Raw genomic sequence first — 12366 nt, 5'->3', positions numbered from 1 at the left:
CCTTCAACGGCCGGAAGCGACCATCCGGTGGTGAGGCTGCCGTTAAAAGCGGAAGCGCCCCTCGCCCGGTGAAGGGGCGGGGGCGCTTTGCGCTCAGGGCGTCTTAGCCCTGCGATCTTGCTAGACGCCGTAGTAGAGCTCGAACTCGTAGGGGTTCGGGCGCAGCGACAGCGGACGGATCTCGTACTCGTACTTGTACTCGATCCAGGTGTCGATCAGGTCCTGGGTGAAGACGCCGCCGGCCTGCAGGAACTCGTTGTCCTCGCGCAGTGCCTCGAGGGCTTCCTCAAGGGAGCCCGGAGCCTTGGGGATGTCCTTGGCTTCCTCGGCGGGCAGTTCGTACAGGTCCTTGTCGATCGGAGCCGGGGGCTCGATGCGGTTGCGGATGCCGTCGATGCCAGCCATGAGCTGGGCGGAGAACGCCAGGTACGGGTTGGACGCGGCGTCCGGAGCGCGGAACTCGATGCGCTTGGCCTTCGGGTTGGAGCCCGTGATCGGGATGCGGATGCCGGCGGAGCGGTTGCCCTGCGAGTAGACCATGTTGACCGGAGCTTCGAAGCCCTTGACCAGGCGGCGGTAGGAGTTGACCGTCGGGTTGGTGAAGGCGAGCACAGCAGAGGAGTGCTTCAACAGGCCGCCAATGTACCAGCGCGCGGTGTCGGACAGGCCAGCGTAGCCCTTCTCGTCGTAGAACAGCGGGTCGCCGTTGCTCCAGAGGGACTGGTGGCAGTGCATGCCCGAGCCGTTGTCACCGAAAATCGGCTTCGGCATGAAGGTTACGGACTTGCCGTATTCCCACGCGGTGTTCTTGATGACGTACTTGAACTTCTGCAGGTCGTCGGCAGCGTGCACCAGAGTGGTGAACTTGTAGTTGATCTCAGCCTGGCCTGCGGCGCCGACTTCGTGGTGCGAGCGCTCGACTTCGAGGCCTGCTTCGTCCAAGGCGAGGCACATGGCGTCGCGGAGGTCGGCCTGGTGGTCAACCGGGGATACCGGGAAGTAACCGCCCTTGAAGGGGGTCTTGTAACCGAGGTTTCCGCCTTCTTCTTCGCGGCTCGTGTTCCAAGGTGCTTCAATCGAGTCGACCTTGTAGAAGGAACCCTGGGGGGAGGATTCGAACTGGACGTTGTCGAAGACGTAGAACTCAGCTTCGGGAGCAAAGAATGCCGTGTCCGCAATGCCGGTGGAGGCCAGGTACGCTTCGGCCTTTTCGGCAACGCCGCGCGGGTCCCGGTGGTACGGGTCTCCCGTGCGCGGGTTCACGATGGAGAAGTTCAGCGCGAGGGTCTTCTCGATGCGGAAGGCGTCGATGAAGGCCGTGGTGACGTCCGGGATGAGCTGCATGTCGGACTCGGCGATGCCCTGGAAACCGCGGATGGAAGATCCGTCAAAGAGCTGGCCGTTGACAAAGAAGTCAGCGTCAACGCTCTTGGCCGGCACATTGAAGTGCTGCTGGACGCCCGGAAGATCGGTGAAGCGGATATCGACGAATTTGACATCTTCGTCTTTGATGAACTTGAGGACTTCGTCCGCAGTCTTGAACATCTATGCTCCTAACGCATAACAGGTAACAGGCCCCTAGGGCCGTCTGGTCCAGCGCAAACCGAAAGCAGGGAAACAAAAAAGTATCCCTGATGCGGCGGCTAGCAACTTCTCCAACCATAGGGAAATGGGATTTCCCCGGAGTGTCGGTATTGTTTCGAGCAGGTTACAGAACTGCCTGCCGTGTAAACGCTACTGGTCTACTGCAGTGCCAGTCTATGTCTTACGCCTGTGTGTCTGTTTCCTTGTGAACACAGCTGACATCCCACCGGCGAAACCTCTCGCCGTCGGGCGTGCGATGGTGAAGCCGTAAGCTTGAAGCGTGGTTGATCGTAAAGATATTGGTTCATGGCTCACAGGGCCGGACACGTCCGGAATCTCCAAGTACCCGGGAGCACGGCTCGGCCTGCCGGAATCCGGCCCCGGCTCGATGGCCCGGGCCGGCCGTCGCATCCTGGCAATCTGCATTGACTGGGTTATTGCCCTGGTGATCAGCAACTTTGCCTTCGGCGGCAACCAGTGGGCGACGCTTGCCGTGTTTGCCGTGGAGCAGATCCTTCTCATCGGCACGCTGGGCTATAGCATCGGACACCGGGTTGCCGGCATCCACGTAGTACGGCTCGGGGGAGCGCAGGCAGGACCCTTGGCTGCCTTGGTCAGGACGATCCTCCTGTGCCTGGTGATTCCCGCGGTTGTTTTCGATCCCGACCAGCGCGGACTCCATGACAGAGCCATGAACACAATCCTCATTCGGATGTAACCTTCTACGCAGACAAAAAGCCGCCCGCTCCCGGAGATTCCAGGAACGGGCGGCTTTCGTGTTGGTTAGCGTCCGCGTGCGGCCTTGCGGTCAGGCCGTGCCTTGTAGGGGTCGATGCCCTTGGGGATCGGCAGGCGGTTGCCTAGCGAAGAGATCCGCTTGCTGACAGCACCGACCTCAACCTTGGTGAGCTCGTTCTTGTATTTGTTCATGGTCTTTGCGATCTGGCTGATGGGTACCTGGCCTTCGCCACGGCCGCTTTCGATCACGTGAATGGTGACGTTCGGCAGGATACGTGCGAGCTTCTTGCGCTCGGCGTCAACCAGGGGCTTGACGCGGTGCGACGGTCCTTCGCTGACCAGCACGACGCCGGGACGGCCGATGGCGCGGAAGACAGCGTCCTGGGTGCGCGGGTTGACGGCGACCGGCTGATCCTCGGTGATCCAGCCGCGGCGCAGCGTCCCCAAAGCCGCACCGGAAGCTCCGGGCTGGTTCTCAATCTGTGCGAAGGCCGCACGTTCCGCGCGGCGCGACAGGATGAAGACAGCTGCCAGCAGGCCCAAGGGGATGCCGATGATCAGGCCTGTGACCCAGTTGTTCAGGAGGAGCCCGACGACGAGGCTGACAGCAATGACGCCAAGGAACGCCAGAAGCATGAGCCACACGACGATGGGGTCATTGCGGCGGGTCATCTTGAAGACCTCGCCGATCTGCTTCAGCTGGCTCGGCTTCTTGGCCTTGGCTTCCTTGGGCTTGCGGGAAAACAAGCCGCGTTTGGGAGCGTCGGCAGCCGATGTTGTCGAGTTGCTGGGATCAGGGGATTTCGCCATAGTGCCTTAATTCTACGTGATTTATGCCAAAGGACCGGACGCCGGATTTGTCCGGGGTCCGGTCCTTTGACCGTGCTTTGGCCGACGTGCTATGCGTGGTGTGCGAGGAGGGTGCGGGCTTCCTGGCGGGTGGTGCCGGAGTCCTGGATGCCTTCGGCGATGTGGGCCAGGTGGGCGGGGATTTCGCGGCCTTTTTTGCGCATCGCGGTGGCCCAGAGGCGTCCGGCGCGGTAGGAGGAGCGGACCAGGGGGCCGGACATGACGCCGAGGAAGCCGATTTCCTCGGCTTCGGTGGCGAGGTCGACGAATTCCTGGGGTTTGACCCAGCGGTCCACGGGCAGGTGCCGTTCGGAGGGGCGCAGGTACTGGGTGATGGTGATCAGGTCGCAGCCCGCGGCGTGCAGGTCGGCCAGGGCTTCGGAGATCTCTTCGCGGGTTTCGCCCATGCCCAGGATCAGGTTGGATTTGGTGACCATGCCGGCGGCCCGGCCCTGGGTGATGACGTCCAGGGAGCGGTCGTAGCGGAACGCGGGGCGGATGCGTTTGAAGATCCGGGGCACGGTTTCGACGTTGTGCGCGAAGACCTCGGGGGCGGAGTCGCAGATCGCTTGGATGTGTTCGGGTTTGCCGGAGAAGTCGGGGATGAGCAGTTCGACGCCGGTGCCGGGGTTCAGTTCGTGGATCTTGCGGACGGTTTCGGCGTAGAGCCAGACGCCTTCGTCTTCCAGGTCATCGCGGGCAACGCCGGTGACGGTGGCGTAGCGCAGGGCCATGGCCTGGACGGAGCGGGCGACCTTGGTGGGTTCGAACATGTCCACGGGGGAGGGTTTGCCGGTGTCGATCTGGCAGAAGTCGCAGCGGCGGGTGCATTCGGAGCCGCCGATCAGGAAGGTCGCTTCCTTGTCTTCCCAGCACTCGAAGATGTTCGGGCAGCCCGCTTCCTCGCAGACGGTGTGCAGGCCTTCTTTTTTCACGAGGTTCTTCAGGCCCACGAATTCCGGGCCCATCTGGACCTTGGCCTTGATCCACTCGGGTTTGCGTTCGACCGGGACGGCTTTGTTGCGCTGTTCAACGCGCAGCAGCTTACGGCCTTCAGGTGCCAGGGTCACTGGAGTGCTCCTTCGGGGCTGGATACGAGTGCTTCTTCGTGCTTGCGGAACTCTTCGATGAAGCGCTCGGCAATATCGGCCGGGTTGATGGTCCTGCCGGTCTCAATGGACATGGTGGTGACGCTGGCGTCGGTGATGCCGCACGCGATGATCTGCGCGTAGGGAGCGAGATCGTTGCTGCAGTTGATGGCCACGCCGTGCATGGTGACGCCGTCGAGGACACGGATGCCGATTGCCGCAATCTTGCGGTCCGGGCCCTTGTCGTCGGCGAGGACCCAGACTCCGGCCCGGCCCTTGACCCGCGTGGCTTTGATCCCGTAGTCCTCCATGATCGCGATCATGACGGCTTCGAGGCGCTCGACGTAGTCACGGATCCCGGCGCGGTTCTTCAACTTGAGGATGGGGTAGGCAATGAGCTGTCCCGGTCCGTGCCAGGTCAATTTGCCGCCACGGTCCACCGGTACGACGGGCGTTCCGTCAAACGGTCGCTCGTGGTCCTCCGTGAGCTTGCCAGCCGTGTACACCGCGGCATGTTCAAGGAGCAGGACGGTGCTCGGTTTCTCGCCGGCAACAACCTTGTTGTGGAGTTCGCGCTGGATATCCCAGCCCTGCATGTAGTCAACGAAATCCGGGGCAAGACCCAGCTGTGAAAACTCAAGAGTCATGGGGACAAGCTTAGACCCCGCGGGGCGCACGCCATGATTTTGTGGCCAAGCTCTCAGTCGTACTCGGCCTGCTTGCGGGGCCGCGGGCCCCGGGCCTGTGGATAACTTCTGCGGCAATCCGCGATTTCCGGTATTTGTTGAGGCATGGAGACTTTTTCGCCCGGCGAGAGTGGTCGGGACCAAAAGGGGGACATGCCTTCCCAGGGGATCGAACCTGCCGAACCTTTGATCCCAGGCTTTGTTCCGGTCCGTGAGCTGGGGCGCGGCGGGAGCGCCACGGTGTGGCTCGCAACGGAGCAGCGGTCGCGGAGCAAGTTCGCCGTGAAATGCCTTGGCCGGAGGCCGGCGACGGTGAGTCCGGGCGAAGCGAAGTCATCCGTGCTCCGCGAGGTGCGGCTTCTGTCCCGGCTGGACCACGAACACCTCGTCAAGGTCCACGGCGTCGTTGAGCTGGCCGGCTCCTTCGACGGCGGCTTGGGCGTGGTCATGGACTACGCCCCCGGAGGATCCCTCGGGCAGTTGGTGTCCAGCAGGGGGCGTCTTGGCGTGGGCGAGACGGTGACTATCCTGACGCCGCTCGCGCAGGCATTGGCCTATCTGCATCGCCAAGGCATGACACATTCCGATGTTTCGCCCGGCAATGTGCTCTTCACTGCCCAAGGGAAGCCGCTCCTGTCGGACATGGGCATTTCCCGCGTGGTGGGGGACGCCTCCGGGGTCCCGGAGTCCGGAACTCCCGGATTCGTGGATCCCGATCCGGTTGTCCGGCGGAGCGCAGAACTCCAGCCGCAGCAGGATACCTACGCCCTCGCTGCCCTTGGCTGGTATTGCCTCACCGGTTCTGCTCCGGACACTGCGGCACGCCGGCCGCCCCTGACACTCCTGGTACCCGCGGTCCCCACCGCCCTGGCCGTTGCCATCGAGGCCGGGCTTCATCCGGATGGACAACAGCGGCCCTCCGCGGCCGAATTGGGTGTCGCAGTCTACCGGAGCGCCGCGCCGGAAGCCGTGGACCTTTCGGCTTCGGTGCACGCGGCTGTTGTTCCGGAACTGATGACCCGGCGTCGGGCTTCCGGTCCTCGCTCAAAGCAAGCCCGCATCGCAGCGCTTTCCAGCTTCCGCCGTCGGGGAGCGGGACGCAGACACAGGAGGGCGGTTGCGCCGCTTTCCTTAGGACGGCGGGCGGCGTCCGCAGTGCGCGCCGTCGGGATAATCGTGGGCGCCGGATCAGTAGCCGCGGCGTGGTTGGCTGGCACAGGGTGGTGGACCGGCGATCGGGGACCGGGTGCCGAGGCCTCCGCTTCGGCACCCCACACAGTCCTCGACGAAGTCCCAGCGGCGGCAGAGCTTCCTGCTGGGCTGTGGGGCCGGATCCGATCCCCAAAGCCAGAGGAAGCCATCAGGGGACTGTCGGCGATCCGGGACACGGCGTTGAGTTCCGGCAAGTTCGAACTCCTGGATCACGTCAATGTGCAGGGCTCGGCGGCCGCCGCCTCGGATGGGAAGCTCAGGGACGAATTGATCGGCGCCGGCTTGGTTCTCGCCGGCTTTTCCACGACCTTGACCGGCGTGAGCATGGAGAGCCCTTCCGGCCCGCACCGGGCAACAGTCAATGTCACGGTGGAAACGTGCGCCTATGAAGAACGGGACGCCTCAGGGAAGGTAGTCGGAGCGCGTCCCCGCGGAGCACCACAGGAACTCAGGGTGGTTCTCCTGCGTAGCGGGGATGCGTGGAGGATCGCGGAGATCCTGGCCAAGTCTTAGGCGATCATTTGCCGCCGCTTGCAACCCATCGGGCGGCGTCCACCAGCGCAGGGTGCTGCCAGGCAAAGCCCGAGTCCATCAGCCGTGCCGGTTCCATGCGCTGGTTGGCAAGGACAAGTTCTTCTGCCAGATGGCTGCCGAGGGCGAGCCGCAGCGCGGGGGCAGGTACGCGTAGGAACGCCGGCCTGTGCAGGGCCGCCGCCAGTTGGGCGACGATGGCGTTGACGTCGGCGCTTTCCGGGGCGCACACATTGACGGGACCTTCGAGCGACGAGTTGAGCAGGTATTCGAAGGCTGACACTACGTCCACGAGGGAAATCCACGGCCAATATTGCCGACCGTTTCCGAGCGGTCCGCCCACGCCCATCTTCAACAACGGAAGGAGCGGCCCCAATGCTCCGCCGTCAGGGCTGAGGACCACACCGGTACGCGGCGTCACCACTCGTACGCCGGCAGGTGCCGTGTGGGCGGCGGCCTCCCAATCGACGCATAGGCCGGCCAACATGCCTTTGCCCGGTCCCGAGTCTTCCCGGAGCAGGCCGGCGCGGGATGAGCCGTAGTAGCCGGAGGCCGACTGGCTCAGGAAGGTTCCGGGCGGAGTTCCCAGCCGTCCCATCGCCGCAGTGAGCGTTTTTGTTGTCCGCAAGCGTGAGTCGATGATGTCCCGCACGCGTGCTTTGGTCCAGCGGCGCTCCCCGATGCCCGCCCCGGAGAGGTTGACCACGGCGTCTATACCGTCGAGTACCGCCTCATCCAATTGACCCGCGGCCGGATCCCAATATGCCTCGCCGGCTCCTGCGGGCGCACGGCGGACGAGCCGGACGACCTCGTGCCCACTGCCGAGGAGATGCGCGGAGAGCGCGGTTCCAATGAATCCTGAAGCACCCGATATCACGATTCGCATGCCCCATCTCATCATGGCAAGCATCACTTCGGCATTACGGCAGGCCTCAAAGGGCTCGCTTCTCCGTTGACTATGATCGAACAATGACCTCCTCCAGCTACTTCCGTTTCCCGCATTTGCACGGTGATTTGATCACTTTCGTGGCCGAAGACGACGTTTGGATTGCGCCCGTGGCCGGAGGCCGCGCGTGGCGGATTTCGGCCCAGCAGCTCCCTGCACGCAATCCCCGCTTCACCCCGGACGGCAAGCGGCTCGTCTGGACGACGATCGTCGGGACCGCTCCCGAGGTGGTGACAGCAGAGGTCGACGGCGGCGGGTACCGGCAGTTGAGCTACTTCGGCCACAGCACCACCCGAGTCAAGGGTTTCACTTCCACAGGCGACATTGTGGTGACCACGGCTTTCGAACAGGCTGAGGGGCGGCACACGCATGCGTACGCCTTGCCATTCGATGGCGGCCCCGCCGTCGAGCTTCCCTTCGGCCCGGTCGAATCGGTGGCGTTCGGCCCGGAAGTGGGGGACGAGCGTCCCGTTGTCGTTGCTAGCGTGCTTTCCCGTGAGCCTGCCTGGTGGAAGAGGTACCGCGGCGGTACCGCCGGAAAACTGTGGATCGACGCCGACGGGAACGGCGAGTTCGCCCGCTTGCTTCCCGGGCTCGACGGGAACCTCGCGGACCCGCTGTGGGTAGGCGGACGGATCGCCTTCCTCTCAGACCACGAGGGATACGGAAATCTCTATTCAGTACAGCCGGATGGTTCGGATCTTCGCCGGCATACCGATCACGAGGACTTCTACGTCCGGCACGCTGCCAGCGACGGCAAGCGGGTCATCTTTGAATCGGCGGGCGAGTTGTGGATCCTGCCGACGCTCGAAGCCGATGCCGAGGCCGCGCGGGTGGACATCTCGCTGGGCTCGGCACCCCAGTCGCGCCGCCCATCACCCCTCAAAGCCGCCGCCCACTTGGGCGACGTCTTCCCCAACGCAGCAGGTTCGGCCAGCGCGGTGGAATCCCACGGAACCATCCACTGGCTGCGCCACAAAGACGGACCGTCCCGCGTGGTGGAAGCGACCCCGGGCGTGCGGGCAAGGCTTGCCCGCCCCCTTGTTGACGGGCGTATCGCCTACGTAGCGGACCACGACGGCGTCGATTCCCTGTACATCAAGAGGATTGCCCCGCGTTTTTCGCGGCCTGCCGTCGAGGCGCCAGTCCAGGACGCTGGACCCGCGCCACGCGAAGCTGAAGAGGACGGCGCCGGACAATTGCCCCGCCCGGTCCCGGCATCGGCCATTGCGGGACAGCCTGCGACGTCCGCGGTTCGGCTGCCGGAACCGCACGCGGAGCCCGCTACGGCGTCCGCGGACGCCGTAGCTGTCCCGGTCAACTCCGCGAGGGGCGGAGCCGAGGAGTCACGGCTCGACTTCCTGAGGATCGATTTCCCCAAGGCAGCCCGTCCAAGCGCCCTCGAAGCCAGTCCCGATGGCCGGTGGCTTGCAGTGGGTACCGCATTCGGGGACGTCTACCTGGCCGACACTGCCAGTGGCACTTTGTCGCTGCTTGTCAGCGTAGGGGACGGCAGCATCGAGGGCCTCGCATGGTCGCCGGACTCACAGTGGCTCGCATGGTCCGAGCCTGTGACGTCCTTCGGGTCGCGGAGCAAGTTACGCATGGTCGGCACTGCCAACCCGGAAGACATCGTGGAGGTCACCGATGGCCGCTTCTGCGACGAATCGCCGGCCTTCACTCCCGATGGCAAATTCCTGGCGTTCCTCTCGAACCGCAGCTTCGATCCCGTCTACGACGGCCATGCCTTCGACTTGTCTTTCCCGAGCCCCATCAAGCCGTACCTCGTGGCGCTAGCTGCGGCCACTCCTTCGCCTTTCGGCCCGGTAGTGGACCTGCTGGACGACGACGAAGCGGACGCTGTACCCGAAGGGAAGAACGGCGGGAAGAACGGCGCGAAGGATGGTCCGGGGAATGGCGCCGGGACCGACGTCAAGGTCCACGTGGACCGCGAAGGGCTGCCGTTGCGCGTCATCGGCGTCCCCGTGCCGCAGGGCAACTACTCGGCCCTTTCGGCCTCCAACGGCGCACTGCTGTGGCTCGACACCCCGCTCTCAGGCGTCACGGGAGATGGCCGCGGCACGGTGCAGGACAAGGCACCTGCTCCGGCGCTGGTCCGCTACGAGCTTTCGAAGCAAAAGCAGGTCACACTCGCGTCCGCGGTTGAGCGCTACCGATTGTCCGGAGACGGCAGGAAACTGGTCTTCGTCAACGACAAGCAGGTTATCGCCGTACCGTCCGACGCCAAGGTTGAGGAAGAATCGGGCGAGCTGGTCAAGGTTGAGCTGAACCGGATCCGGGTGGTCATGGATCCGTTGGCTGTGTGGGGACAGGCATTCGATGAAGCGTGGCGACTGCAGCGGGACTTCTTCTGGACCGAAGACATGGCCGGCCAGGACTGGGATTCGGTGCACCGACGGTACCGTCCGGTCGTCGAACGCCTGGGCTCGCACGACGACCTGGTGGACCTTCTGTGGGAACTGCACGGTGAGCTAGGCACTTCCCACGCTTACGTGCGTCCGGCGGCGGTGGGCGAACCCGGGAGCAATGGACAGGGAAGGCTCGGTGCCGACCTCAAGCTCACGGAGGCCGGTTGGGAGATCACGCGCATCCTCGCGGGAGACACTTCCGACCCGCTGGCCAACTCGCCGCTGACTCGGCCGGGAGCCGACGCGAAGGTAGGCGACGTTGTCCTGGCGATCGACGGCGTCGGGCTCTCCGCGGACCGTACTCCAGCCAAACAGCTGGTGGGCGCAGCGGGCCGGACGGTGGAACTCACGATCTTGAATGGCGGCGGGCACGGCGAGGCGGCCGGCCAGCAGCGGCGGATCGCCGTGGTTCCGGTGAAGGACGAGGAACGCTTGCGGTACCAGGAATGGGTGCACGCCAACAGGCGCACCGTGCGCGAGGCCTCGGACGGAAAGTTCGGCTACCTGCATGTCCCGGACATGATGGCCAACGGCTGGGCGCAGCTTCACCGGGACCTCGATACCGAGACCGCGCTGGACGGGTTGATTGTCGACGTGCGGCGGAACCGTGGCGGCCACACCTCGCAGCTCGTGGCGGAACTCATCGGACGCAAGGTCACCGGCTGGAGCATGCCCCGCGGCGAAAAGCCGCGTACCTACCCGCATCACGCACCGCGCGGCCCTGTCATCATCCTGACCGACGAATTCGCGGGTTCAGACGGCGACATCATCACCCAGGTGTCCAAACTCCGCGGCATCGGCCCGGTCATCGGCACCCGCACTTGGGGCGGCGTCGTGGGCATCGACAACCGTTTTTCCCTGGCTGACGGCACCGGCGTGACCCAGCCGCGCTATGCCACGTGGTTCTCCGGCGGCATCGGCTGGAGCGTGGAGAACTTCGGGGTTGAGCCTGACATCGAAGTGGTGTTCCCGCCCCACGCCTATGCGGCCGGCACCGATCCCCAGCTGGAGTACGGGATCGGCGCGCTCAAGGAAATGGTCCAGGAACTACCCACGGACCGGCCGCCGCTTCGTGAAGGGTACAGCAAGGTCCGCCCCGCTGCCTTGCCCGCGAGGCCGCAAAAGGGCTAGCTCAAGGCCTGCAAAACGAAGTCCCCGCCCTTCCGGAAGGAAAGGCGGGGACTTCGTTGCTTTTGATGTTTTGCCGCTAGGAAGCGAGCGTGGCATCCAGCGTGATCGGAGTTGCCCGGAGTGCCTGGGATACCGGGCAGTTGACCTTGGCGTCCTCGGCGAGGCGCTGGAATTCTTCTTCGGAGACACCGGGGATGCGTGCGCTCACGGTCAAGTGGATGCCCGTGATGCCCTCGCCCGGCTGGAAAGTGACGTCGGCCTTGGTGTTGACCTCTTCCGGCGTGAAGCCCGCACCGGCCACGCCGTTGCTGAATGCCATCGAGAAGCATGCCGAGTGTGCTGCGGCAATCAGTTCTTCGGGGCTGGTCTTGCCTTCCGCGGACTCCGCGCGGGCCTTCCAGGTGACGTTGAAGGTCCCCAGTCCTGAGCTGTCCAGCGTGGTGTTGCCGGCGCCTTCGATCAGGTTGCCGTTCCATACGGTGTGTGCGGTGCGTGTTGTAGCCATGTCCACTCCTCAGCGTCGTTGCGAATTGGCATCCGGATACCGGTTGCCGCCGGGTTCAATCCTAGGGATTCGACGGCGGCGGCGCACCGCTTGTCCGCTCTCAGAGGATTGTGACTGCCCCTGTTTGAGAAGCGACGGTTTAAGCGGCAACGGCCGCCGGACGAATGTCCAGGCGGCCGCGCTGTTTGCTCAGGCCAGCGTGTATTCGCCGGTCACTGCCAGATCGTGGCGATGGCGATGTTGAGCAATCCCAGGCCTCCGACGCCGTGGGCCAGGCCCGTCGAGACCGGTTCGCCCTTCTTGACCTTGCGCGAGCCGATGACGGCGAGCACGGCCACTGCGAGACCGATCGCGAACTTGATGCCGAGCTTGAAGTAGTTAGGGTCGGCATTGGGCAGCATGGGCAGGATTCCCATCATCGCAATACCCGTGATCAGCTGCACGAAGGCACCATCCCGCTGGCGCGGGTGGACAGTCGGCTGCTTCATGGTGGCGATCCAGTAGCCCACAATCATGGCTGCGCCGACGATGTGCAAGAACAGCAGGACGTTGAAGAGGATAGTCATGGCTCCAGCTTATCCAGAATCTTCTACGAGCCGTAGCAAAGCCACGGGGTAATATCCGGGCATGAAAAACGGGAAGGTCCCGGCGGTTTCCCGTCGGGACC

At 64.4% G+C, this 12366-nt stretch carries 10 protein-coding genes; 3 read left to right on the top strand and 7 right to left on the bottom strand.

The window, feature by feature from the left end:
• Nucleotides 1-120: 120 nt before the first annotated feature.
• Entirely contained in the window at nucleotides 121-1545 is a 1425-nt protein-coding gene (gene glnA / locus ACSVHC_RS02425) for a type I glutamate--ammonia ligase (RefSeq protein ID WP_234753877.1), read from the bottom strand.
• 319 nt (nucleotides 1546-1864) lie between these two features.
• On the opposite strand from glnA, the gene ACSVHC_RS02420 reads away from it, so the two are divergent.
• A complete protein-coding gene (locus ACSVHC_RS02420) occupies nucleotides 1865-2302 on the top strand; it encodes an RDD family protein (protein WP_236816955.1) in 438 nt (145 codons plus the stop codon).
• Nucleotides 2303-2367: 65 nt separating this feature from the next.
• Here the strand turns inward: ACSVHC_RS02420 and ACSVHC_RS02415 are convergent, their stop codons facing one another.
• The 3 genes from ACSVHC_RS02415 to lipB form a co-directional block, all read right to left on the bottom strand.
• Nucleotides 2368-3132, bottom strand: coding sequence for a DUF4191 domain-containing protein (locus ACSVHC_RS02415; protein ID WP_236816957.1), 765 nt, complete (start codon nucleotides 3130-3132; stop codon nucleotides 2368-2370).
• Nucleotides 3133-3221: 89 nt separating this feature from the next.
• Nucleotides 3222-4241, bottom strand: coding sequence for a lipoyl synthase (gene lipA, locus ACSVHC_RS02410; protein WP_437773224.1), 1020 nt, complete (start codon nucleotides 4239-4241; stop codon nucleotides 3222-3224).
• Entirely contained in the window at nucleotides 4238-4906 is a 669-nt protein-coding gene (gene lipB / locus ACSVHC_RS02405; protein ID WP_269993404.1) for a lipoyl(octanoyl) transferase LipB, read from the bottom strand. Before lipB ends, lipA begins: the two co-directional genes overlap by 4 nt.
• A 192-nt stretch (nucleotides 4907-5098) precedes the next feature.
• Between lipB and ACSVHC_RS02400 the strand changes: the two genes are divergently transcribed.
• Nucleotides 5099-6670, top strand: coding sequence for a serine/threonine-protein kinase (locus ACSVHC_RS02400; RefSeq protein ID WP_437773225.1), 1572 nt, complete (start codon nucleotides 5099-5101; stop codon nucleotides 6668-6670).
• 4 nt (nucleotides 6671-6674) lie between these two features.
• On the opposite strand, the gene ACSVHC_RS02395 is transcribed toward ACSVHC_RS02400, so the two are convergent.
• A complete protein-coding gene (locus tag ACSVHC_RS02395) occupies nucleotides 6675-7574 on the bottom strand; it encodes a TIGR01777 family oxidoreductase (protein ID WP_437773226.1) in 900 nt (299 codons plus the stop codon).
• 83 nt (nucleotides 7575-7657) lie between these two features.
• Here ACSVHC_RS02395 and ACSVHC_RS02390 point away from each other — a divergent pair, with 83 nt between their 5' ends.
• The gene (locus tag ACSVHC_RS02390) at nucleotides 7658-11194 is read left to right on the top strand and encodes a S41 family peptidase (RefSeq protein WP_439180569.1); all 3537 of its coding nucleotides are present in this window, start codon (nucleotides 7658-7660) and stop codon (nucleotides 11192-11194) included.
• Between the two features lie 76 nt (nucleotides 11195-11270).
• On the opposite strand, the gene ACSVHC_RS02385 is transcribed toward ACSVHC_RS02390, so the two are convergent.
• Complete coding sequence (locus ACSVHC_RS02385; RefSeq protein WP_184739048.1) at nucleotides 11271-11699, bottom strand: OsmC family protein; 429 nt, start codon at nucleotides 11697-11699, stop codon at nucleotides 11271-11273.
• Nucleotides 11700-11911: 212 nt separating this feature from the next.
• The gene (locus ACSVHC_RS02380; RefSeq protein ID WP_059389121.1) at nucleotides 11912-12265 is read right to left on the bottom strand and encodes a hypothetical protein; all 354 of its coding nucleotides are present in this window, start codon (nucleotides 12263-12265) and stop codon (nucleotides 11912-11914) included.
• Nucleotides 12266-12366: the final 101 nt, after the last annotated feature.

It is taken from the genome of Arthrobacter sp. KNU-44 (genome assembly GCF_051843155.1).
Classification (GTDB): Bacteria; Actinomycetota; Actinomycetes; order Actinomycetales; family Micrococcaceae; genus Arthrobacter.
This window is presented reverse-complemented; position numbering and strand designations above follow the sequence as displayed.